The sequence below is a fragment of the Cryobacterium sp. M96 genome, assembly GCF_002929845.1.
GTDB lineage: Bacteria > Actinomycetota > Actinomycetes > Actinomycetales > Microbacteriaceae > Cryobacterium > Cryobacterium sandaracinum.
Map to the genome: position 1 here is coordinate 1 of NZ_PJJS01000052.1, position 23,467 is coordinate 23,467.

The 23,467-nt window shown below is 61.7% G+C and carries 20 protein-coding genes and 2 pseudogenes; 10 read left to right on the forward strand and 12 right to left on the reverse strand.

The genetic code is table 11. The features are described 5' to 3' along the window. The first annotated feature begins 339 nt into the window (after nucleotides 1-339). The 4 genes from CXY79_RS11990 to CXY79_RS12005 all read left to right on the forward strand — a co-directional run bounded on the left by CXY79_RS11990 (nucleotide 340) and on the right by CXY79_RS12005 (nucleotide 3,837). The gene (locus tag CXY79_RS11990) at nucleotides 340-720 is read left to right on the forward strand and encodes an STAS/SEC14 domain-containing protein (RefSeq protein ID WP_369827978.1); all 381 of its coding nucleotides are present in this window, start codon (nucleotides 340-342) and stop codon (nucleotides 718-720) included. A 318-nt stretch (nucleotides 721-1,038) separates the two neighbouring features. Continuing rightward, nucleotides 1,039-2,577, forward strand: coding sequence for a bifunctional diguanylate cyclase/phosphodiesterase (locus tag CXY79_RS11995; protein WP_104102202.1), 1,539 nt, complete (start codon nucleotides 1,039-1,041; stop codon nucleotides 2,575-2,577). A gap of 9 nt (nucleotides 2,578-2,586) precedes the next feature. Then, nucleotides 2,587-3,375: a class I SAM-dependent methyltransferase gene (locus CXY79_RS12000; RefSeq protein ID WP_104101742.1), complete on the forward strand. Its 789-nt coding sequence runs from the start codon at nucleotides 2,587-2,589 to the stop codon at nucleotides 3,373-3,375. A 51-nt stretch (nucleotides 3,376-3,426) separates the two neighbouring features. Then, nucleotides 3,427-3,837, forward strand: coding sequence for a PDDEXK nuclease domain-containing protein (locus tag CXY79_RS12005; protein WP_369827980.1), 411 nt, complete (start codon nucleotides 3,427-3,429; stop codon nucleotides 3,835-3,837). A 368-nt stretch (nucleotides 3,838-4,205) separates the two neighbouring features. Here the strand turns inward: CXY79_RS12005 and CXY79_RS12010 are convergent, their stop codons facing one another. From CXY79_RS12010 to CXY79_RS12025, 3 genes and pseudogenes are all read right to left on the reverse strand, one after another. Further along, nucleotides 4,206-5,447, reverse strand: coding sequence for an IS256 family transposase (locus CXY79_RS12010; protein ID WP_104101748.1), 1,242 nt, complete (start codon nucleotides 5,445-5,447; stop codon nucleotides 4,206-4,208). A gap of 670 nt (nucleotides 5,448-6,117) precedes the next feature. After that, the gene (locus CXY79_RS16040; protein ID WP_158250285.1) at nucleotides 6,118-6,276 is read right to left on the reverse strand and encodes a hypothetical protein; all 159 of its coding nucleotides are present in this window, start codon (nucleotides 6,274-6,276) and stop codon (nucleotides 6,118-6,120) included. A gap of 521 nt (nucleotides 6,277-6,797) precedes the next feature. Then, a pseudogene (locus CXY79_RS12025) lies at nucleotides 6,798-7,942 on the reverse strand (IS3 family transposase). A gap of 71 nt (nucleotides 7,943-8,013) precedes the next feature. Here CXY79_RS12025 and CXY79_RS16550 point away from each other — a divergent pair. After that, nucleotides 8,014-8,270: pseudogene (locus CXY79_RS16550) on the forward strand (transposase); the annotation flags it as partial. Between the two features lie 301 nt (nucleotides 8,271-8,571). Here CXY79_RS16550 and CXY79_RS12035 read toward each other — a convergent pair. The 8 genes from CXY79_RS12035 to CXY79_RS12070 form a co-directional block, all read right to left on the reverse strand. Then, nucleotides 8,572-9,567 (reverse strand): ABC transporter permease, encoded by a 996-nt coding sequence (locus tag CXY79_RS12035; RefSeq protein WP_104101757.1) that lies wholly within the window; start codon nucleotides 9,565-9,567, stop codon nucleotides 8,572-8,574. Next, entirely contained in the window at nucleotides 9,564-10,460 is an 897-nt protein-coding gene (locus tag CXY79_RS12040) for an ABC transporter permease (protein ID WP_199186761.1), read from the reverse strand. The genes CXY79_RS12035 and CXY79_RS12040 overlap by 4 nt, the downstream gene beginning before the upstream one ends. A gap of 68 nt (nucleotides 10,461-10,528) precedes the next feature. Continuing rightward, nucleotides 10,529-12,088, reverse strand: a complete 1,560-nt coding sequence (locus tag CXY79_RS12045; RefSeq protein WP_104101761.1) for a sugar ABC transporter ATP-binding protein — start codon at nucleotides 12,086-12,088, stop codon at nucleotides 10,529-10,531. A 75-nt stretch (nucleotides 12,089-12,163) separates the two neighbouring features. Further along, nucleotides 12,164-13,234, reverse strand: coding sequence for an ABC transporter substrate-binding protein (locus CXY79_RS12050; protein WP_104101764.1), 1,071 nt, complete (start codon nucleotides 13,232-13,234; stop codon nucleotides 12,164-12,166). 72 nt (nucleotides 13,235-13,306) lie between these two features. Further along, the gene (locus tag CXY79_RS12055; RefSeq protein ID WP_104102205.1) at nucleotides 13,307-14,314 is read right to left on the reverse strand and encodes a mandelate racemase/muconate lactonizing enzyme family protein; all 1,008 of its coding nucleotides are present in this window, start codon (nucleotides 14,312-14,314) and stop codon (nucleotides 13,307-13,309) included. A gap of 159 nt (nucleotides 14,315-14,473) precedes the next feature. Then, complete coding sequence (locus CXY79_RS12060) at nucleotides 14,474-15,508, reverse strand: LacI family DNA-binding transcriptional regulator (protein WP_158250286.1); 1,035 nt, start codon at nucleotides 15,506-15,508, stop codon at nucleotides 14,474-14,476. Nucleotides 15,509-15,564: 56 nt separating this feature from the next. Next, complete coding sequence (locus CXY79_RS12065) at nucleotides 15,565-17,052, reverse strand: aldehyde dehydrogenase family protein (RefSeq protein ID WP_199186762.1); 1,488 nt, start codon at nucleotides 17,050-17,052, stop codon at nucleotides 15,565-15,567. Nucleotides 17,053-17,116: 64 nt separating this feature from the next. Next, nucleotides 17,117-17,896: a glucose 1-dehydrogenase gene (locus CXY79_RS12070; RefSeq protein WP_104101768.1), complete on the reverse strand. Its 780-nt coding sequence runs from the start codon at nucleotides 17,894-17,896 to the stop codon at nucleotides 17,117-17,119. Nucleotides 17,897-18,039: 143 nt separating this feature from the next. On the opposite strand from CXY79_RS12070, the gene CXY79_RS12075 reads away from it, so the two are divergent. The 5 genes from CXY79_RS12075 to CXY79_RS12095 are packed head-to-tail and all read left to right on the forward strand — an operon-like array spanning nucleotide 18,040 to nucleotide 22,421. Continuing rightward, entirely contained in the window at nucleotides 18,040-19,002 is a 963-nt protein-coding gene (locus CXY79_RS12075) for a C-terminal binding protein (RefSeq protein ID WP_104101771.1), read from the forward strand. After that, the gene (locus CXY79_RS12080; RefSeq protein ID WP_199186763.1) at nucleotides 18,999-20,057 is read left to right on the forward strand and encodes a zinc-binding dehydrogenase; all 1,059 of its coding nucleotides are present in this window, start codon (nucleotides 18,999-19,001) and stop codon (nucleotides 20,055-20,057) included. Before CXY79_RS12075 ends, CXY79_RS12080 begins: the two co-directional genes overlap by 4 nt. Then, entirely contained in the window at nucleotides 20,054-20,806 is a 753-nt protein-coding gene (locus CXY79_RS12085) for an SDR family oxidoreductase (protein WP_304466199.1), read from the forward strand. The genes CXY79_RS12080 and CXY79_RS12085 overlap by 4 nt, the downstream gene beginning before the upstream one ends. Then, entirely contained in the window at nucleotides 20,806-21,474 is a 669-nt protein-coding gene (locus tag CXY79_RS12090) for a bifunctional 4-hydroxy-2-oxoglutarate aldolase/2-dehydro-3-deoxy-phosphogluconate aldolase (protein WP_233191452.1), read from the forward strand. The genes CXY79_RS12085 and CXY79_RS12090 overlap by 1 nt, the downstream gene beginning before the upstream one ends. Further along, on the forward strand, nucleotides 21,471-22,421 hold the full coding sequence (locus tag CXY79_RS12095; RefSeq protein WP_198412874.1) for a sugar kinase: 951 nt from the start codon (nucleotides 21,471-21,473) through the stop codon (nucleotides 22,419-22,421). Before CXY79_RS12090 ends, CXY79_RS12095 begins: the two co-directional genes overlap by 4 nt. Here CXY79_RS12095 and CXY79_RS16995 read toward each other — a convergent pair. Further along, nucleotides 22,372-22,998, reverse strand: a complete 627-nt coding sequence (locus CXY79_RS16995) for a DUF4913 domain-containing protein (RefSeq protein ID WP_104101782.1) — start codon at nucleotides 22,996-22,998, stop codon at nucleotides 22,372-22,374. The two genes, CXY79_RS12095 and CXY79_RS16995, sit on opposite strands and share 50 nt — an antisense overlap. Nucleotides 22,999-23,467: the final 469 nt, after the last annotated feature.

Here is a 23,467-nt window from a genome sequence, read left to right on the forward strand (position 1 = left end):
CCAATTTGATCACCTTCCATGATGGTTGGTGGCCCTATTTTCAGTTGGCGTTTCTGGCCCTGTTTTCAGTTGGCGTTAACAGGAGCTCCGGATGTCCCGTGAGAGGTCGCTCAGTCGTAATTCGTTCATGGCCGCTGTGAGATCAGTAACCTGCATACCTGATCGGTATTGGACCCGGCATTTGGATACTCGCGCTAATACATTGCATCCTCCGTGCCTGCAGAGGCAAGAACCGCTCTCAGCCTGCAACCCACCGTCCTCGTGACGGGAGAAATCGATGAACCCGAGTACCTTTGAGGAGCGGCTGAATGGTTCGGCGGCGTGCTCGGGGGAGGACACGTGGTGGTGGATCCGGTCGCTGCAAACGAGGCAAAGCTCAGCATTGAAATGAGTGATAGCGGGCTTCTCCATCTGCGCTGGCTGCCCGGGGTCCACGTTCAGGTCGAGGACGCTCGGGCCGCGATGGCGAAAGTCAACGAGGTCTGCCAGCAGGAAGAGCATCCCATGCTCGTCGATATGGCAGCGGTCGGTTCGGTTAGCCGTGAGGCCAGGGCTGTTTGGTCCATTCCCTGCAGCGCCTCACGCATTGCTCTATTAGGCGAATCGCCTGTAGATCGGGTCCTGGCGAACTTCTTCCTCGGTGTGCACGTCCCGCCTTGTCCGACTCGTTTTTTTACATCGCGCAGCGAGGCCTTGGACTGGCTTAGTGCCCGTGCATGAGCGCCGGGAAGTGCTGCCTGCCGCGATGAGGGCCACACCGGGCGTCTGTCCTTTGAGCGGGGAACCGGCGGTGGCGGTGCCCGACACGTTCCGGCCAACCGGCAGGGTTACTGACCGCCCGTCGGGCTGGCAGGCGCCTTCGGGTGGGTACTCCTCTTGGTGGAGTATCGATAGTGGGCCCACATCGGAGGTCGCTGGTGACCGCAGGATTCAGCGCGTGACAGATCGATTCAGGGCGACCCCGGGGCAGTTGCCAGTTCTTCGGCCGGGGTCTGCAAAGGGCCAGACTTCCCGTCGTGGATTGCACTTTTGGACGATATGACCTCGGGAAAGGCCGCTGAGGACCCGCGCCTGCAGCAGTTGGTGGAGGGCATTGTCCGGTTGGCTGCCGGTGAGCTGGACACACGCATGAAAACTTCGGAACGTAGGGATGACATCGATGCTGTCATCACGGGTGTCAACCTGCTCGCGGAGGAACTTGACCATATTTACTCGGATCTGGAACGGCGGGTTGCCGACCGTACGGCCATGTTGGGGCGAGCGCAGGCTGAGCTGGAGCAGATGGCCAAGACGGATGCCTTAACAGGCCTTGCGAATAGGACCCTGCTCAACGAGCGGATCCAGGAGGCAATCCTGGCCAGTGCGGACAGCGGGAAAGCCCCGGCCGTGCTGGTGCTGGATCTGGATTCTTTCAAGGCCATAAATGACACTCTGGGCCATGGTGCCGGTGACGCCGTGCTGGTCGAGGTTGCCAAGCGTCTCCGGTCCGCCGTCAGGGCCGCCGATACAGTGGCCCGTCTGGGTGGGGATGAATTTGCCATCGTCATCACCGAGGCCACGGAAGAGGAGATCCTGCAAATTGCGCACCGGGCATCCGAGCAACTGCAGGACAGCGTGCGTGTCGGAACCGAAACGGTCTGGGCAATGGCCAGCATCGGGGTTTGCATCGGCACGCCGGGGTATCCGGCCGAGGCGCTGATGCGCGATGCTGACATCGCCATGTATCAGGCGAAGGAGCAGGGTCGCAACAACGTCCAGCTCTTCCACCCCGATATGCTCGACGCTGTCCGGGAACGCTCGCGCATAACCGCCGAACTACGCAGCGCTGTTGCCGGCGGCGAACTGGCACTGCGGTACCAGCCGGTGGTCGAATTGGCCTCCGGCAGGGTCATAGGCATCGAAGCCCTCCTTCGGTGGCATCATCCCGTGCGCGGAATTATTATGCCGGACAGCTTCATCCGCATCGCGGAAGAAACCGGCCTGATCCTAGAGCTGGGGCGGTGGGTGCTGCATGAAGGAGTCGCCCAGATGAGACGCTGGAGCGAAACCGCACCTGACCTGACGGACTTCCGTCTGCACATCAATCTTTCCGCCGCCGAACTGCTTCGCAGTGATCTGCTGGAGGACATCAGGGATACGCTGGACCGGAATCACGTGGCTCCGCGGCGTTTGGTTTTGGAGATCACCGAGACCGTGTTGATGTCTAGGGGAACGGCGGAAGAACAGGTCTTCAGCGGGCTGCGGGACATGGGCGTGGGGCTGCAAATTGACGACTTCGGTACCGGCTATTCGTCCATCAGCTATCTCCGGTCGCTTCCCGCGGACACGGTGAAGGTCGACCAATCCCTGATTCAGGACATGGGCTCGGACCCGCAGCAGCTGAAATTCATTGCTGCCATTCTTCAGCTGATTTCCTCTGCGGGACTGAAAGCGATCGTGGAAGGCATCGAAACCGCCGAGCAGGCGATCCAGTTGCAGGCCATGGGTTGCCTTTACGGGCAAGGCTATTACTACAGCTACCCGCTGCCGCCCGCGAAGGTACTGGATCAGCTCCGGAGCCTCGCGCAGCGTCGGTAGAGTTAGGGCATGTCAAAGCTTTGGGAACAAATGCTACTTGTCCCAACAGTAGTACGCCTCACTTCCCGGGTACCGAGAGACCCGGCGGCCGCGTGGGATGGGTATTGGCGCGGAATCCACACCACCGGCCGTTCCGGAGACGTGCTGTGGGACTCCGGATCCCGGACCGAGCATGCGCAGTACTCCGACGCCGTCGTAGCCCACTTTGATCCGGCTCTTCCGGTGATTGACGTCGGGTGTGGTAACGGGACCTACACCCGCTGGCTTGCTGGTCTTTTTCCAAGCGTGCTCGGCATCGATGTTTCAACCGGCGCGGTCGAGTTGGCGAGGAGGGAAGCTGAAGGCGTCCAGAACGCCGACTTCATGGTCATGGATGCTGCGGGAGTAGGAGCGGGAGAGCACCTGTTGGAGCGGATGGGGCCTGCCAACGTTTTTGTCCGCGGAGTCTTTCACGTCCTGAAACCCGACAAACAGTCCAGCTTAGCTGCCAACCTGCGAACCGTCATCGGGCGCAGCGGCCGGGTGTTCCTCGCCGAAACCAACTTCCAAGGAAACAGCCTCGCCTACCTGCAGCAGCTGGGTGCCACGCCGCGAAGCATACCCCGGCAGTTGCAGAGCGCCCTGGAAAACCTGCCCCGCCCCGGGCGTTTCGGCGCCCAGGAACGGCACAGCACATTTTCGGATTCGGACTGGCAGTTGATCGCGGACGGGCCGGTGAACATCGAAGTGGTCCCGATGAAATCCACCGGTCTTTCGCAGCAGATTCCGGGATATTTCGCTCTTCTGGCCGGCAAATAAATCCAGCGAACATCCGCCCTGAGCGTCAAACGGCGGACTTGCTCTGAGGTACTGGGGGGAAAGGGGTTCGCATTCGTGGGCCGCCAGGTCCACTTCGATGTCGCCGGCGATGACTTCTACCTCGACCCGCTGTTCTTTCACGTCGAGCAACTCCGGTACGTCGTCATCGAACTGAAGACCGGAAAGTTCCAACCCGAGCATGACGGCAAACTCGCCTTCTACGTCTCCCTCGTCGACGGCAGACTCCGACGAGACGTTTACGCGCCCACGGTCGGTATCCTCATCTGCGGTGACCGAAACGATCACACAGTCCGCTACGCGCTTGGTCGCTCGGGCTCCCCCATGGCCGTGTCCACCTACACATATGACTCCCTGCCGCCCTCCGAGAAGAACGCTCTCCCAGGTGCCGACGAACTTACCTCAGCTTTGGGTTTGGATGAAGTACCGCAGCAGCTCGACTAATTCCTCGCGGACAGCAAGCGACGGCACCCTTGATCAAGCTGACCATCCACTCGCCGCTTGACAAGAACACAGGGACACCCCGCCCTAAAGCTTGATCGCGTGCATGACCCTCGCCGCGAGGATCATACGGACGACTGCGGCTCAGCCGCTTTTCTGCCTCGCGTGGCCATAAGCCAGATGCCGACAGCGACGGCCGCAACAAGTAGTACTGTGACACTGTTGAGGCCGGCTGATTCCCAGCCGGAGTAGACGGACGCCATGTTCGAACCTTGGGTCGTATTGCAGTGAATCTGCGTAGGGAACAAGCTCTGGGTGGGGTCAAGTCCAAATGTGTGGTGTAACGCGTCTGCCGCGTGATTCTTGGATTTCTAGGCGCTGAGGGCGCCGAGTTCGGTTGCGGGTTCCTCCTTCTCGGTCGGGACGAGGGTGAGGCGTGAGCGGCTGAGGACGTCGAGGCCGAGGTAGCGGCGGCCCTCGATCCATTCGTCGTGTTGTTCGGCCAGGACCGCGCCGACGAGCCGGATCAGGGAGCCGCGGTCGGGGAAGATCCCCACGACGTCGGTGCGGCGGCGGATCTCGCGGTTGAGACGTTCCTGGGGGTTGTTGGACCAGAGCTGACGCCAGATCTCCTTCGGGAAGCCGGTGAAGGCGAGCACGTCCGCCCGGGCCGCCTCGAGGTGGGTGGCGACCGCGGGGAGCTTCTCCTCCAGTGCGTTCAGGACCCGGTCGAACTGGGCGTGGACGGCGTCCGCGTCGGGCTGGTCGTAGACGGAGTGGAGCAGGGTCTTCACCCACGGCCAGCTGGTCTTCGGGGTCGCGGACATCAGGTTCGCGGCGTAGTGGGTGCGACAGCGCTGCCAAGTCGCGCCGGGCAGGGTCGCCCCGATGGCGGCCACGAGGCCGGCGTGAGCGTCGCTCGTGACGAGTTTCACGCCGGTGAGGCCGCGGGCGGTCAGGTCGCGGAAGAAGCCGAGCCAGCCGGCGCCGTCTTCGGCGCTGGTGACCTGCAGGCCCAGGATCTCGCGGTGCCCGTCCTTGTTCACGCCCGTCGCGAGGAGCGCGTGGACGTTGGCGACACGGCCGCCCTCGCGCACCTTCAGCACCAGGGCGTCGGCGGCCACGAACGTGTAAGGGCCGGCGTCGAGGGGCCGGGTGCGGAACTGCTCGACCTGTTCGTCGAGGTCCTTGGCCATGATCGACACCTGCGACTTCGAGAGGCGAGTGATGACGAGGGACTCGACGAGTTTCTCCATCCGCCTCGTCGACACCCCGAGCAGGTAGCAGGTCGCCACGACGCTGGTCAGGGCGGCCTCGGCGCGGCGGCGGCGCTCGAGGAGCCAGTCCGGGAAGTAGGTGCCGGTGCGCAGCTTCGGGATCGCGACGTCGAGGGTGCCGGTGCGGGTGTCGAAATCCCGGTGCCGGTAGCCGTTGCGGGAGTTGACCCGGTCGGCGGAGACTTGGCCGTATTCGGCGCCGCAGACGGCTTCCGCTTCGGCGCTCATCAGCGCGTTGATGAACGTGGTCAGCATCTGCCGCATCAAGTCCGGCGAGGCTTGCTCGAGTTGTTCGGACAGGAAACGGGCAGGGTCAATAAAATGGGGTGCGGTCATCGCGTGTACTCCTTCGGAAAAGACTTGATCGGTCTTTCCAAGAATCACGCGGTGGCCGCCTTACATCGGTGCAACACGCCCATCAGGGCCGGGGGTTACACCACGCTATTGGACGCAACCCTGGGTGGTGGCGAGGATGCGACCGCTGGACCGTCCGAGGGCATATTGACACGCTATGTGAGCGCCTTCCCCGAGGGGGAAAACGAACCAAACCACAAAGAAGGACCAGATGGCGAGCAGGGCCGCACCTCCGCCCACATAGAACACCCCGGCTCGGAAGCGGTCTGAGCGGCCGCTGGCTATTGAGAGGGTCAAAGGTGCCGTGATGAAAATTAGAGCCAGGCCAATGAGGAGTGCGGTCACATCGACGATACCGAAGTAGCTGCCTTGTGCACGGGTGACCAGCGAGCCAACGAAGGAAGTAAGAAGGAGCCCGACGCTGGTGTACAAGGGAAGCAGGGGTAGAGCAGCCGACCAACCCCGAACGGCCTGCGGCGGCGTCTTCGGTATGGTCGTCACGTCTGGATCCTACCAATCGCTGCGCCGTCTGTCCTCGAAGTCATCTGCCGCCTCTTGATGTCGTATCGCACAGATCATGCGCGGCGCCAGACGCTGGCGCAGCGGAAGCGGCAGTTTTCGTCCGCGGCTTCCACTTCTCAGCTGCCGACAGCTATCCCTGGATTCTCTCCATCAGCACGTCAGCCCATGCCTGGCTGATGTCCGGGATGAACTGTTTGATGTCGGGTTCGGAGACGAAATCGGCGAGGAGAATCCCGCCTCTCATCGCCTGCACGAGCGTGATGTCGCTCTCCCAGATGTTAATTGCCATCCCATGGCCGTGTCCACCTACACATATGACTCCCTGCCGCCCTCCGAGAAGAACGCGCTCCCAGATGCCGACAAACTCACCTAAGCTCTGGGCTGGGATGAAGTACCGCAGCAGCTCGACTAATTCCTCGCGGACAGCGAGCTATGTCGCTGTGGGGCAAGGAACGAAAAAGCCCCGGAATGTATCGCCTGGGGAAAGACGAGCATGAGAACCGGGGCTAATCGTTGGAGTGGGGGACTCCGACGCCCAACGCTATAGGAGCGTTACCGGCTGGTAATCAGGCGCGCCCGGCGGTCTGAGCCAGCTCCCTAAACAATTGGAATGCTGCGCACCCGGCAGGCCGGGTGGACCTTATCTCAGGTCTCGAAATGGTCAGCGCTGGAGGATCCGCCGACATTGTGCCGAGTCCTCGCCTGCGTCTCGGAACCCTGGATCTGGCCTTGGAGCACGTCCACCCAGCCATTTGCAATGGCGACGTTCGGGACTGCCCCGAGTTCAGTTGACTCAAAGGGTTAGTGGTTTCAGGCGGCCTTGAGGGCCACGTTTATTGTTTCAAACTCGGTCGGGGTGAGCTTACCGAGGCGGCGCTACCGGCGCTTTCGGTGATAGGTGCGCTCGATCCAGACCACCATCGCCAGGCGCAGTTCCTCCCGGGTTGACCACCGCTGCCGATCGAGGACGTTCTTCTGTAGCAGGGCGAAGAACGACTCCATCGCGGCGTTATTGCCGCATGCGCCAACGCGGCCCATCGACCCGGTGATGCCGTTGTTCTTCAGCACCCGCAGGAACGCGTTGGAGCGGAACTGCGAGCCTCGGTCGGAGTGCAGGATCGTGCCGTCGATGGTGCGCTGGCCGATCGCGTTCCGGGCGGCTGCGACGGCCAGGGACGCCTTCATCCTGGAGTCGATCGAGTACCCGACGATCTTGTTCGAGTAGACGTCTTTGATCGCGCAGAGGTAGATCTTGCCCTCGTCGGTGCGGTGTTCGGTGATGTCGGTGAGCCAGAGCTGGTTCGGGCGTGTCGCGGTGAATTTCCGTTTGACGTGGTCGTCGTGGACGGGCGGGCCGGCCTTGCGCGTGAGGCCGCGTTTCTTCGCGAACACGGACCAGAGCCGTTGCTGCGAGCACAGCCGCCAGACCCGGTTCTCACCTGCGGTGAGGCCGGCCTGGCCGAGCTCGTCGGAGATGGACCGGTAGCCGAACGCGGGGTCGTCTCGGTGGATATCCCAGGCGGCGTTGGTGAGGTGGGCGTCGTCCCAGTCGCGCTGGGAGATGGGGTCGCGCTTCCATTGGTAGAACGCTTGTTTGGAGAAGCGCAACACCCGGCAGGTCACCGTGACGGGGACACCGTCGACGGCAAGTTCAAGGACCAGCGGGTAGATCATTTTGGGTTGACGTCCCGGGACATATAGGCGACGGCACGGCGCATGACCTCGGCTTCCTGCTCGAGCAGCCGAATGCGCTTCTTGGCATCCCGCAGCTCAGCGGACTCCTTCTCGGTCACGCCCGGCTTGACGCCTTCCTCGACGTCGGCTTTCTTCAGCCAATTCGCCAGGCAAGACTCCGAGATCCCGAAGTCTTTCGCGATCTGATTCAGCGGGGCTTCGTGCTTCCGGGCGACCGCGACAACATCGCGGCGGAACTCGGGTGGATAGGGCTTGGGCATGATGACATCCTTCCAGCGAAGACGAATCTCCACAGGTTAGGAGTCAACCAAACCGGGGGCAGTCCCAGCTCGTCAATTCCGACCTGAAGAGCAGCGCCCTCGCCCACCTGCCCTCCGGTGTGTTCGCGGCCAACGCGGCCCGGCTGGTCCTCGCCGTGATCGCCTTCAACCTCACCAGCGCCACCGCCGCGATCGCCGGCACCGGCCCGGCCCGGGCAACGACGACGACCATCCGCAGAAACTGATCAACATCCCCGCGAGGATCGCCTCGTCCGCCCGGCGGGTCACCCTGCACCTGCCCGAAAACTGGCCCTGGGAAACCGGCTGAACCCACCTCTTCGACCCCGTCTTCGCATCACCCAGCCCAACACCGACCTGACTTGCCCGCCCCGACTGGCTCGACCTGGAAACCAAGTGGAACACCCCGAGCAGCGAGGCTCGGCACTCGAACACGCCCCAGCGCCCGGCATCCCCTCAAAGCAGAAAACGACGCCCAGCCTCAGCCATTCGGTGGATTGGGGCTTAGCGAACCGACCGACTCCCCAGTCCGAGGCCGCTTGACATCGGCATCCGCCACCAATCACTCACGGCTTCGCACCGAGGTCAGCGCCGTGGACCGAGAATGAACGCTACAGGCGTTGTGTTCGGGACAGGATTGTCTGGACGATGACCACAATGGCCAGGAATAGGCCGCTCACTACCGACTGAACAGACGAACTGAGTGAGCCCACCTGGTTGATGAGGTTCTGGATGACGCTCAGCAGAAGCACCCCCACGACCGTGCTGATCAGGTTGCCTCGCCCTCCAGTGAGCAAAGTTCCGCCGATGACGACCGCCGCGATCGCACTGAGTTCAAGTCCCGCGCCCACGGTTGGCACACCGGATGAGGAGTATGCAGCGTTGAGGGCTCCGGCCAGGCCCGCACACAGGCCGCTGACGACGTAGACGCTGAATTTTATACGCGCGACTGCAACACCCATGAGTGCGGCAGCGCTTTCCGACCCACCCACCGCGAGAATGGACTGGCCTCCGCGCGACCGCGTCAGAAGGACTGTTCCAACGATGATGACGACGATGGCAATGATCACCGGCCACCTGACTCCGAACAGCGTCTCTTGGCCGATTGCTTTAAAAGAGAGGTCACTCACGATTGGAGTGTTTGACCCGGCGTTAGTCGACGCGAAGACGATACCGCGCACGCCGAGCAGGCCGGCGAGCGTGACGATGAACGGCGCCATCCCTACGTAGGCAACCAGGAAACCCTGGATCATGCCGATCACCCCGCAAGCGACCAGCGGCAGCAGGAGTGCTTCAACCGACCCGAACGTGGAGCCGTAGGCTGCCAGCACGCCGCCGAGGGCGAAAACAGACCCTACAGAAAGGTCGATGCCGCCTGTGAGGATTACAAACGTCATTCCGGCAGCAACGATGACCAGGAACGACGACTGGGTCGCGATGTTCGAAACGTTGCTGACGGATGCGAAGGTCGGGAAGGCGATGGTACCAATGACGACTAGGAGCGCCAGCACTACTGTGGCGCCGTATTTCTGTGCTCCCAAGGCGAGTGTCTCGCGATCAAAACGCTTCGTCGTTGGAAGTCCTGCTTCGGGGACGATGACGCTCATCGGACAGCCAACTTTCCGCGCTGAATGTAAACCGCAATCAGAATGATGACGGCCTGGGTGATTTGTGAGTATGCATCCGGCACGTTGTTCTTGATCAACGTTGCCGCAATGAGCTGAAGCAGGAGGGCACCCGCTACCGTGCCGACTACCTTGACCTTGCCGCCGGTTAGCGGCGTGCCTCCGATGACGACCGCGGTGATGGCCGATAGCTCGATGAGGTTGCCGAGTGTTGAGGGCACGGATGCCCCGAGCCTGGCGGTTGCGACGATTCCCGCGACTGCCGCGAGTGCGGCTGCGAGGATATATGTGGTCATTAGGATTCTCTTGACCGGGAGGCCCGCTAGCTCAGCTGCGCGCCTGCTCCCTCCCACGGCCACCAGCTGCTTGCCAAAAGTGGTGCGGTTCACCAGGAGGGCGACAACAGCCACAAGGATCACGGCGACCAGCACACTGTACGGCACGCCAACAATTGAGTTTCGGCCGAGCGACAGGATCGTTGGGTTGGTTACGGACTTCAGTTGTTCATTCGCCACTACCAAGGCGATTCCTCTGCCGGCGACCATGAGCGCCAGGGTAGCCACGATGGGTTGCACACCAATGAACGCGATCATCGCTCCGTTGGCCACGCCAATCAGGCAGCCAGCGAATATTGCCATTGCGGCGGCGGGAATGAGGCCGTAGCCGATATAGAGCGGGATGACCGCTGCGGCGAGGGCCATGACGGCTCCGCCGGAAAGGTCAATGCCCTGCGTCCCAATGACTAGCGCCATCCCCAACGCCACGATCAGGACGGGAACCATCTGGATGAATTGCGTCCTGAAGTTATCTACACTGATGAAGTTCGACGTGAACGCTGCGTTGTACATGAGCAGAAGAACGATGGCGATGTACACCCCGTACTGCTGGAGGTATGCCAACGACCGGCTCTGACGTTGTGCTGTGGGTGCTACCGCTGCTTGTGTCATGGGAGTTCTTTCGTGACGGTGATGGGCTCGCCGACCAACGCCGAGAGCAGATGATGCTCAGTGACTTCGTCTCCAATGAGTTCGGTCTCGACCGAACCATCGCGAAGCACGATGACACGGGCCGAACCTTCGACGACCTCTTCGACCTCAGAGGACACCATGACGATGGCAAGGCCTTCGTCTGCCAGCTCATTGATGAGTGCTTGCACCTCGGCTTTCGCGCCCACGTCGATCCCGCGGGTGGGCTCGTCGAGCAGAAGGACTCGCGGGTTCATTGCGAGCCAGCGCGCGATCATCACTTTTTGCTGGTTGCCGCCTGATAGTTCAGAGACCAGTTGGCTCGAGCTCGTTGCCTTGATACGCAACCGCTTCATGAAGACGTCGACGATTGCGTCCTGGCGTGCCCGTGAAGTGAAGCCTCCGACAGAGAGCCGGGGAAGCGCAGCTAGGACGATGTTGTCCCGAATGGACAGGTTCGGGATGATCCCTTCGGCTTTGCGGTCCTCCGGGAGCATCACGATGCCCGCTCGGATGGCGGCCGAAACTGACCCGTTCTTCACGAGACGCCCACCGACACGGACGTGACCGTTGTCGACCTTCATGACACCAGCAAGAGCCTTCAGAGTCTCCGATCGGCCGGACCCCAGAAGACCACCGAGCCCGACGACCTCACCGGGGCGGATCTCGAGGCTGATTCCGCTGATCTGATGCTTCCGGGTGAGGTCTGTTGCGATGAGTGTTGGTGCCTGGGAGCTCGTGCGGGCGGACCCGAACGCGGTAAGGGACTCACGTTTCGTTTTCTCTACGGAGCGACCGAGCATGATTGACACGAGTTCGACGCGGGGCAGGTCTGCGAGCAGACCAGAGTGAACGGACTTGCCGTCCCTGAGCACGGTGACCGAGTCACACACGCGATAAATCTCATCCATCCGGTGGCTCACGTACACGATGGCGATGCCTTGGGCTCGCAGCAACCCGATGACGCGGAACAATGTCTCCACTTCGCGAGCCTCTAGCGAGGACGTTGGCTCGTCCATGATGACGACACGCGCATCGATGCTTACCGCGCGAGCCAGTGCAACCATCTGCTGCATGCCGAGGGCGAGGCGGTGGAGCGGCCGCCGGACATTAACGTGAATGTCGTACGTGTCGAGGAGCGTGCGGGCGTTTTCGTTCAACTGCTTGAAGTCGATCAGTCCCCAACGGTCGCGGGGTTCCCGCCCGAGGAAGATGTTTTGCGCAACAGACAGGAGAGGAATGAGGTTGACCTCCTGATAGATCGTGCTGATGCCCGATCGTTGGGCATCCAGGGGGCGCGCAAACGTGGTGGTGGTGCCCCCGAGATGAAGTTCGCCGGCGTCCGGCTGATAGACACCGGTCAGCACCTTGATGAGGGTTGATTTTCCGGCTCCGTTCTCGCCCATGAGTGCGAGACTTTCACCGGGGTGAAGAGTGAAGTCGACATTGTCGAGGGCTGTGATTCCAGCGAATCGCTTGGTTACGCCGCGGGCTTCCAGGACCGTCGCATCGCGGGGGGTGCCAGTTGGTGTGATCACGCACGAGGCCTTTCTGTCGGGAGGGTGCGGGGCCGGCTGCGCACGTCGCAACTGACCCCGCGTTTATCGCTCGAGTTAGTAAGCGAGATCAACCTTTTCGGCTGCGTTCGACGGGTCGTACTCGCCGTCTTCGATGACGATGCTCTGGCTGACTGCCTCACCTGACAGGAAGCTCTTCAGTGTGGCGAATGCGAGCGGACCGAAGCGGGGGTTGGACTCGACCACACCGTTGTAGGCTCCTGCAGCTACCTGTTCGACGGCATTTCGTGTTCCGTCGATGGAGTAGATCTGGATGTCTTTACCGGGGGTCTTGCCCGCGGCGATGATGGCGGCCTGGGCGCCGAGTCCCATCTCGTCGTTGTGTGCATAGATGACCGTGATCTCAGGGTTCGCCTGCAGAAGCTGTTCAGTTACCGACTGTCCCTTGTCGCGTGAGAAGTCGGCAGTCTGCTGGGCGACGATCTCCATGTCGGGCGCCTCTGCGGCCATCTGGTCCACGAACCCCTTGAGGCGGTCCGTTGTCACGCCATTGCCCGACGAGCCCAGGAGGATCGCGATGCTGCCTTCGCCGCCTGTGCCCGCGATGAGCTGGTCAGCGGCACGCTTGCCCTGCTCGACGAAGTCAGATCCGAGGAACGTGACGTAGTCGCTGCAGCCCTCCGCGTTCAGCAGGCGGTCGATGGTGATGACGGGAATGTTCTTCTCGCGCGCCACCGACAGTGCTGGCTCGAGCCCGTCGGAGTTGAGCGGGGCCACGATCAGGGCCTGTGCGCCCTGCGAAATCATGTCCTGGATGTCGGAGATCTGCTTGGACAGCGTCGACTGCGCGTTCGTGACGATGAGTTTCTTTACTCCGAGCTTTGCAGCCTCGTCCTTGATGGACTGCGTCTCGGCGATGCGGAAGGGGTTGTCTTCCTTTTCTGACTGCGAGAAACCGACGACAGCGTCGGCGAGCTCGAACTTGTCCCCCTTGTAGTCCGCGAGGGCACAGGTCGGGCCATCTGAGGATTTGACGACCTGGTCAGCGCCACCGGAAGTGGCGGCTTTGCTTTCGCCGGTGTTGGTGCAGCCGGTGAGTGCGAGGGTGAGGACGGCGGCACAGGCGACTGTGCTGAAAAGCGCCTTTCGTAACGGTGTAGCGGTCATTCCATTCCCACTTTCATTGTGTGATTCCGGATACCGTCCGGGCGGAGTTTCGGGGTGTGAACGCTGGCTCGGTCAGCTTCGGACGGATTCAAGTGCGTTGAAGTCGAGGGTGACCCCATGACCGGGGCGTTCTGGAGCGACGGCGAACCCGTCGTCGATGACCATCGGTTCGTGCAGGAACGCGTCGAGTCCGAAGCCGTGGGCTTCCATGAAGGTTCGATTGGGTGCTGCGGCGAGTGCGTGAACCGTGAGGTCGTGGACTCCGTGGGAGGTCACGGGCAGGTTGTGCGCTTCCGCGAGGCTGCAAACCTTACGGAAGACGGTGTAACCCCCACAGTTGGCCACGTCAGGTTCAGGAAGCGTGACAGCGCCTGCCGTGATGTGCTGCTGGAACTCGTAGAGGGAGTGAAGGTTCTCCCCAGCCGCGATTGCGTGGTGTCCTTCTCGCACAATCCGAGCGTTACCGGCGACGTCGTCTGGGATGGTTGGTTCCTCAATCCAGACGAGCCCGAACTCCTGCATGGCCCGGGCGGCTCTAATCGCCTCGTCGACGCCCCATTTCATGTTGGCATCGACCATCAGGGGGAAGTCATCCCCGAGATGCTCCCGCATGCTCGTGACTCGGGCCAAATCGGTGCGTAGTAGCGGCCGCCCGACTTTCATCTTGATAGCGCGGAAACCCTCGGCGATAAACCGGTCAGCTTGTGCAAGCAACTGTTCGATTGGGAACTCCAGGTCGATGCCGCCGGCGTAGACGGGGACCTTCGGGTCGAATCCGCCGAACAGTCGCCACAGTGGCTGGTTCTGTCGACGCCCGTGCATGTCCCACAGTGCAATGTCGACTGCGGAGATCGCTGAGGTCGCGTGACCACCTCGGCCCGCATAGTGCAGCATCCACCACATGTCCTGCCACAGTTTTTCTCTGTGGTCAGTTTCCTTGCCGATCAGGTGCGGTGTGAGGTAACGCTCGATCATTACCGCGACTGCAGCACCACCGTGGTTCACGGTGTACGTGTATCCGCAGCCCTCCACCCCGTCACTGTCAGTGATCCGAACCGTGATCAATTCGAAGTCCACCATGGTCCCGTGGGTGCTATCAGTCAGCTGTTGCGCCAGCGGAATGCGGTACAAATCAGTTCGAATTTGCTCGATTTGAGGCAAGGAGGTCTCCCTGTTTCGGTACGGTCGGCGGGTGAAAAAATTAGATTCTGAGCTCGGGATAGGTTGCGGACGTGATAGTCACGGAGAGGGTCGTGCACGTGCAGTGGAGCCCCGTTCGACCGCCACGGCGTCGTGCTCGAGTACGACATCGGCCACGGCCTTGCCCTCGAGCTGGTCGACGAGCGTGTCGACAGCGAGCCTCCCAAGCTCATCGAGAGGCATCGCCATCGCCGATAGGGATGGCACCAGGTAGTTGGCCAGCGGGAGATCGTCGTTGGAGAGGACTGAAACATCTTCGGGAACTCGAATGCCCAAGTCACGGAGCGCTTTGAGTGCTCCGACCGACTGGGAGAACGTACCGGCGTACAGTGCGGTGATCTCCGGGTGCTCGCGCATCAGGAGTTCTGCCGAACGATAGCCGCCCGACTCTAGGAAGTCATCCCGCACCACCATCGGCTTCTCGGCGCCCAGATCGCTGGCCGCTTGGTCGAAGCCGCGCTCACGTTCGACCGCCGGTGAGAGCGTGTCGGTACCGGAGATATGCCCAATCTTGCGGTGGCCCCGCTCGAAAAGAAACCTGTACGCGTTCGCACTTGCGCTTGATTGGTTGATGCTCACGTTCCGTCCAGAATCGGGGACGGTGCGATTCACGAACACATGCGGCACTGTTCTCAGGCGCCCATCGGCTAGGAGAGGGTGACCCTCCCTCGATGAGGCGATGAGGAGCCCATCGACGCGTCCGGCGCTCACCAGGTCGGTGTAGTCGGACTGTGACTGCGAATCCTCACGGTCTTCAGCGAGGAGCACGACATACCCGCGTTCGCGCGCACGTTGGTACGCGCCCCGAGCTATCCGAGCGTAAACCGGGGTCGTAAGATCGGGAATCAGTAACGCCAGTGCCTTTGAGCGCGAACCCGCCAGAGCTTTCGCTCCAGCATGCGGTTCGTAGGCCAGATCTGCGGCGAGTGCGAGGATCCGGTCTCTCGTCTCGTCGCGGACCGCGAGAGTCGGGTCTCCGCTGAGCACTCGCGAAACCACTGATTTCGTCACATTTGCGGCATCCGCGACGTCAATCAGGCGCACTCGCTGCTCTTTCGGGCTTTTCTCGGACATTGCACGCACCTTCCTCATGTCGTTGCATTCGTCGGTCTGGCGGTTGAAACTATCGGTCAGCGGGAGGGCTTCGCGTAATCGAGGTAGACAGTCTTTCGACGCAGGTATCGCTCGAATCCGTGGGCACCGTCGTCACCGCCGAGCCCGGAGAGCTTCCACCCGGTGTGAAACCCCTGCACCTGTTCGGGCCCGGTCTGGTTGAGATAAACCTCCCCGAACTCAAGATCGTCGGTCGCAGCCAGAGCGGTTCGCATACTTTCCGTGTACACATAGGCCGTAAGGCCATACTCTGTGGAATTCGCCCACTCGATCACCTGGTCGTAGTCATCGAAGGGGATGATCGGCAGCACGGGGCCGAAGACTTCCTGCTGGACGATGTCCATGTCGTTCGTGACGTTGGTAAGTACCGTCGGAGCGAACCAGAATCCGTCGCTGTCCTCCATACCTTCTGGTTTTCCACCACCAATTTCAAGGTGTGCACCAGCAGACACGGCGCCGTCCACGAACGACTTCACTTTGTCCCACTCCGCCTGAGAAACCTTCGGTCCCATCTGGCTCGTGTCATCGAGCGGATCGCCGACCTTCAGGTCCCTCACCTTCGCGACGAACCGGCGCACGAACTCGTCGTAGACACCGCGCTGCACGTAAGTGCGCTCATTGCACGTGCACACCTGCCCACAGTTCCAGAACCGAGCTTCGAAGGCTTGCTGCACCGCTAGCTCTAGTTCGGCGTCGTCAAATACGATAACCGGCGCCTTGCCGCCGAGTTCCAGCGACACCGGGATAACCTTTTCGGCAGTCGCGGCGAGAATCTGTCGTCCGGCCCGGGTCGAGCCGGTCACGGTCACCATTCCGACGGATGGGTGGCGGACAATTGCGTCACCGATGACTCGACCAGGGCCGGTGATGACGCTGATGAGGCCGTCTGGCACGCCGGCCAACTGGCACACCCGTGCCATCGCAATGGCTGAAAGGGGCGTTTCTTCACTCGGCTTCAGCACAATCGCGTTTCCGGCCATCAGCGCTGGTGCTACTTTCCGCGCGAAGATGGCGGCCGGGAAGTTCCAGGGGATGATGGCCGCAACGATCCCAATCGGTTCTTCTCGCACGATCAACTGGCGGCCGTGAGCTGAGGGAGCCACAAGTTCACCGACGTTTCGGTACTTCTGACTAATTGCAAAATCAAAGAATGCCTTCACGCCGCCGATCTCGCCTCGCGCCTCGGTGATCGTCTTTCCCTGTTCGGCGACCACGATCTGCGCAAGCTCCTCGTGGTGTTCCGACACAATTCGAACGACAGACTCCAGCACTGCGCCGCGTTCGGCGTAGGTTTTACGCGCCCAGTTCTTCTGCGCATGGCGAGCGACCGACAGCGTCTCTTCGAGATGTGCAGCTGTTCCTTCCGGAACGGTGGCGATCTGCTTTCCTGTCGACGGGTTCGTCACCGGTCGTGCGGCTTCGGTCCGCGTCCATTGGCCTCCGATCAGCATTGCGGGTGAGCTGGAGAGGAGGGAATCTTCACTGAAGAGAGTGCTGGTCATCATTGGCCTTTGTCGATAGTTGTTCAGGGTCTGAGCGGGGTGGGGCGGCGCGGCGCGGCGCGGCACGTTAGCTCATGACAATTCCGCCCTCTACGTTGTACGTCTGGCCAGTGATGTAGTCGGAGCCGGACCCGGCCAGGAAAATGGCCAATGGGACGACATCTGAGGGGACCGAAGTGCGACCGAGCGGAATTCCGGCTGCCGCGTCGCGGAATGTTTCTCCTTCGGACTTACCGGTGATCTCGCCGAACTGCTTGTCGACCTCTTTCCAGTACGGTGTGTCAACGATTCCGGGTGCCATTGCATTCACGTTGACTCCGTAAGGGGCCATGGCCATGGCAACAGACTGCGTGATTGAGATGACGGTGGCTTTCGATGCACAGTATGCGGCGACGAGAGCCTCGCCGCGGCGCCCCGCGATGGAAGCCATGTTGATGATCTTTCCGCTCTTCTGGGCACGCATCGGTTCGCACGCTGCCTGCGTCAGGAAGAACAATCCGCGCACGTTCACGCTGAAGATGCGGTCCCACTCCGCCGCAGTCGTCTCCCAAACGGGCTTGATGAGTCCGATGCCTGCGTTGTTGACCAGGATGTCAAGCGAACCGTGTTCAGCGACGATGGCGTCCACAATTTCCTTGGATTGGACCTCGTCAGCCACATTCAGCGATCGGGCAGATGCTGACCCGCCTGCAGCCGTGATCTCGGCGACGACTGCCTGTGCGCCTTCCATGTTGAGATCAGCGATCACGACGTGGGCGCCTTCGGCTGCGTAGCCGAGGGCCATGGCCTTTCCCATACCTGATGCAGCCCCGGTGATCAATGCAACCTTGCCGTCGAGTTTCGTCAATGTCTTCTCCTTTGAAGTGGCTGGGGTTTGAACCGGCTCTGTGAGCCTTCCAAAGAAAGCTAGCACTAGAAAACCGGTTTTCTTTTGGTATACATTACGGCGAGAAGCTTTTTTGTCAAATCATTTCGCTCAGATTGGACAGCATGAAGATAGTCATCACAGACTGCGACCATCCGCAGACAGCCGAAGAAACCGCTGTGGCTCGGGCGCACGGCGTCGAACTGGTTCTCGCCCAATGCCGCACCGAGGACGATGTGATTGCCGCCGGCAGGGACGCGGACGGCCTGGTTGTTCAATATGCACCCATCACGGAAACCGTGCTTGCGGCACTGCCCCAGCTGAAAGCCATTGGCCGATACGGGGTCGGATACGACACCGTGGACGTGCCGGCAGCCACAAGGCACGGTGTGGCGGTGTGCAACGTTCCGGACTATGGAACCGAGGATGTCAGCGATCACGCGATCGCTCTGGCGGTCAGCCTGGAACGTGGCATCGTACGTTTCGACAGGCAGGTGCGTCACGGCAATAGCCGGATCGATGACCTTCGACCGCTTCACCGCATCAGCACCAGGGTTTTCGGAGTCGTTGGCCTCGGTCTCATCGGATCCGCCACCGCCCGCAAGGCCCGTGGACTGGGCTACACCGTTATTGCGCATGATCCCGCACTTCCCGTTGATGGAGTCAGCAGTGAGGGCATCCCACTCGTTGGCTTGGACGAGCTGTACGCCACCGCCAACGTCGTGTCCGTACACGTGCCACTAAACGACGCCACCCGGCACCTCATAGATTCTCAGGCGCTCGGGAAGTTCTTGCCCGGAGCGATTCTCATCAATACCTGCCGGGGCGGCGTCGTCGACACGGATGCACTCGTGGATGCACTGGCGAGCGGTCGGCTGAAGGGCGCGGGGCTGGATGTTTTCGAGGAAGAACCCGTGCCGGTGAACAGCCCCTTGCTGCACGCGGAAAACGCCGTGCTCACCCCCCACGTCGCGTGGTACAGCGAGGAGTCATATAGCGAGTTGAAGACTCGCACCATCGAAAACGTCATTGAGGTGTGCGCCGGTCGCACCCCCCGCAACATCCTCAACAGGGAAGTCCTGGTATGACCAACTCATCATCATCAGCCGCAAAGAATGAAATGAGAGCTGCCGTGTGGATCGGCCCCGACTCCCTCCACGTGCGCACAGTCCCGATGCCGACCGTGCCCAAGGGCCACGCCCTGGTGAGAATCGAACTCACCGGGCTGTGCGGCACGGACTTCAGTATCCTTCATGGAACCCATCCGCGGGCCGCCGCGCCCGCGATTCTCGGGCATGAGATCACCGGAATAGTGGAAACAGCAAGCGAGGGTAGCCCGGCTGTCGGCACTCGCGTCGCCGTGGAACCGCTGGTCACCTGTGGGTCCTGTGGCCCATGTAAAGCCGGGAACTCACACGTCTGCACGAAACTGAGGCTGCATGGAATCGACTCGCCAGGTTCACTCGCGGAATATGTCGCCCTTCCCGTGGGGTCACTGATTCCGATTGACGCGCGTGTTCCCTTGCGTGAGGCGGCGTTGGCGGAACCACTTGCAGTGGCGGTGCACGCGGTGCACCGATCCGGGCTCGCGGGCGGTGAAACAGTGATGGTATTCGGTGCGGGGCCGATCGGTATCCTGACGGCCCTGGTGGCACGCAACGCGGGAGCCGGGCAGATCCTGATCTCGGAACCGAGCGAGGAGCGACGGCTCGTCGCTGCAGACCTGGGCTTCGAGACAGTGCCGGGCAACGCTGACCCCGTAGAGTGCATCCTTCAGTCAACGGAAGGCGCGGGCGCCGACATCGTTTTTGACTCCGCAGCCCACCCCTCGGTGGCCGCTAACTTGGGCAAGAGCGTGCGTGTGCTAGGAACGATCGTCCTGGTCGGGGTCTACAAGAAGCCCGCTGAGGTCGATCTCCAGGCACTGACATTTGCCGAGAACACCGTCGTTGGTGTGCGTGTCTACACCCGCGCTGACTTCGAAGAAGCCGTTGCGCTGATCGAATCGGGGGTGCTTGGACTGGAACGCATCCCTGTCGAGGTGTTTCCACTCGATCACGTCGCGGAGGCCTTCGAGCGGGCCATGGCGGCATCGGGCTGCCTAAAGGTATACGTCAGTTCACAAGAGGCGGTGGCATCATGAGCGCATTCGACCTGACCGGTAAGACCGCCGTGGTGACCGGAGCCTCTCGGGGCATCGGATTGGCAATTGCATCAGGCCTTGTTGGTGCCGGTTCTGATGTCATCGCCCTGCAGCGTGGCGACATTCCAGAGTCTCTGCTGAGCCTGGCTGCCGCGACGGGGCGCCGTGTCACGCGAATCAGCGTGGACCTGTCGGAGAGCGAGTCAATCGCCGAAGCGATCCGCGTCGTCCTCGCCTCAAACCACGTCGACATTCTGGTCAATAACGCCGGCACTCAGGTGCGGCACGACGCAGTGGTGTTCCCCCTCGACGACTTCGACGCAGTGATGAACGTCAACCTCCGCGCAGTCTTTCAACTGTGCACAGGATTCGGCGCCGCCATGCTGGAGCGGGGCGAAGGAAAAGTCATCAACTTAGCTTCGCTCCTCTCTTTTCAAGGCGGACTGCGTGTTCCCGCATATGCGGCGTCCAAAGGAGCCGTCGCCCAATTGACCAAGGCACTGTGCAACGAATGGGCGGCTCGCGGAGTCAACGTCAATGCGATCGCTCCGGGCTACTTCGCCACAGAAATGAATTCCGCCCTCCTGGCAGATGAAGAACGTAGCGAGCAGATCTCAGCGCGAATTCCGGCCGGTCGGTGGGGAGCTGCCGACGATATCGCCGGTGCGGCGATTTTCCTCGCCTCACGCGCATCGGATTACGTCCACGGTGTGGTCATTCCGGTCGACGGCGGATGGATGGCACGGTAGTGAATATTCAGAGGCCCGCCGTTTCCACCCTGCTCGCCGCGACACCGGTTCTGGCCGTGCTCAGGGCAAGTCATGCACGTGAGTACGCGCCCGTGATCGAAGCACTCGCCACAGGCGGTGTGCGGTCGATTGAGCTGACGCTCAGTACCGAGGGTGTGGTCGAAGAACTTCCTGCACTGCTCGCCCGCTTCGGCGGAGACGTTGAAATCGGTGTTGGCACGATCGTGGACGTCGCCCAGGCGGTGGAGTGTCTAGATCTAGGCGCGCAATTCATTGTGACTCCTACGACGAATCCTGACGTCGTGCGCACTTGCGTCGACCGAGCTGTTCCTGTATTTCCCGGTGGAATGACTCCGTCAGAGTTGTTTTCGGGCTGGCAGGCAGGCGCCACGGCAGTGAAAGTGTTCCCAGCTTCAAGAGTGGGGATTGGATATCTCAGCCTGATTTGGGGACCCTTCCCGCGGATGGAGATCGTCCCTTCCGGCGGTGTAACCCTAGAGGAGGCGCCTGCGTGGATCACGGCCGGGGCCTGTGCCGTGAGTCTAGGCAGCCCTCTTCTAGGGGATGCGTTCTCGGGTGGCGACCTCGGCGCACTCGAGGAGCGAGCCAGGACATTGACCGCAAGCGTCCTCGAGGCCGTCGCTGCACGCTCGTCGGTGCGAGCATGACGCGAGACATTGACGTTGTCACCCTCGGCGAAACCATGGCGCTCATCAAGGCGAACGCCACGGGTTCTCTCGCGCATCAATCGGCCCTTGGCTTGTCCGTTGGTGGCGCAGAGAGCAATTGCGCTATTGCTTTGCGCCGTCTCGGCACATCTGTGACTTGGATCGGTCGTGTCGGCGCTGACAGCCTAGGAGAGCGAGTACTCCGGGAATTACGCGCCGAGGGGGTCGTCGTGCACGGCATCATCGACCCGATTGCCCCAACGGGTCTCATGATCAAGGAACGACGAACCGCAGATTCGATCAAGGTCGTGTACTACCGCTCGGGCAGCGCAGGTTCACGGCTCTCCCCCTCGGACGTCGATACGGTGGCGATCTCATCGGCAAAAATTCTGCACGTCACCGGCATCACCGCCGGGCTCTCCGCATCAGCGGCTGACGCAGTTGATTTCGCCGTCTCATGCGCGAAGGAGGCCGGCACCCTGGTCTCATTCGATTACAACTACCGTTCGGCTCTGTGGGCACCTCCGGCAGCGGCAGCGGCCTTCCGCCGCCTCACCGAGCAGGCGGACCTGGTATTCGCCGGCGATGATGAAGCCGCGCTTGTCGTAGGCCCGGGAACTCCACGCGACCAGGCATCAGCTCTCGCTGAACTCGGACCGCGACATGCCGTAATCAAGCTCGGAGCACGCGGATCCGTCGCCCTTATCCATGGGGAGTACTTCGAACAGCCGGCCATCCCGGTGCGCGCGGTTGACACTGTGGGCGCGGGTGACGCCTTTGTCGCAGGCTATCTTTCTGACCTACTGCGCGGGGTGACCCCGGAGGAACGGCTGCTGACAGCCGCGACCGTCGGAGCTTTCGCGTGCACGGTCGAAGGTGACTGGGAAGGCAACCCAGTCAGGGACGAGCTGGGCCTGTTACACGCCGTGGAGAATGTGCGTCGGTAGGGAGAGAAATGTCGGCGCGGCTCGTGACCGTGCAGGCGCATTGGGGTCCTTGGGCACCGTCCAAACAGACGTGCACGTGCGTTGCCCATAATAGAGGGTGTCCGCGGCCGGGGCCCATGCCCACTATTGAGGTCCGCCATCCCTGGGTAGCGGAGCTAGTCCTACGAGTCATCGACTGACTGTTGACGGTGCGGGAAGAGGCTTGGCTCGCCGTCCGTCCCGGACAATTCCTGTACAGCTCCACGTCGTCAGGCGGCATCGACGTCCGCACGATCGGGGCGGTTGTGTCCTTGCGGCGATGGAGGTGTCCTTGGTCGGGATCGCAGTTGCGGAAGGGCCCGTTACCTGTGTCGAAGATGACGGCGGTATGGCGGTCCCAGTGGTTGATCCACCACGACGACACGGCGCCGGCGTCGCCGTCCATGACGCTGGCGTCAGCTTGCATGCTGGCCTGCCAGAGGGCCTTAAACCGGGCAATGACCTCCGGGTGCAGCCACCACTGGGTGCACCACGGAGTCGGTTTGGTGCCGACGACCTCGACGGTGGCGAGGTGACGGGTGAGCCAGTCGAGGAACATTTGGCTTACGTGGACCGCGGCCTCTTCAGGTCTGACGAGTTGTCGTCGTCATACCCAGCCATGGGCCGCAACCTCCGCTGCAGCGGTGTCGTCCGGCACGGCGATAGGCGTCGGTGCGAGATTCGGTGTCCTGGTCGGGACGCGGTTGATCGTGGTGGTGAGGGTTTTGTCGCGGAACCAGGGGAAGGTATTGACCATGATGGGTCGGCATTTAGAGCTGAAGACGATGGCACGCCATTCGAGGAAGGAGCCGAGGACGGAGATGTTGAGGGTGCTGACCTTGCGCTGGCGGGCCGATTGTTGCGACTCCGATCGTGCGTTCGAGCATGCGAAAGGGTCCTCGTCACGTGCCGCGTGGAATCCGCTGTCGCCGGGGATTGCGTCCCGGTGACGGGCCTGAGGGTCAAGTCGGGGTGCGAGCGCAGTGTGTCCGTCATGGACGACGAGCTGGGTGTGCCGAACTGTGAAC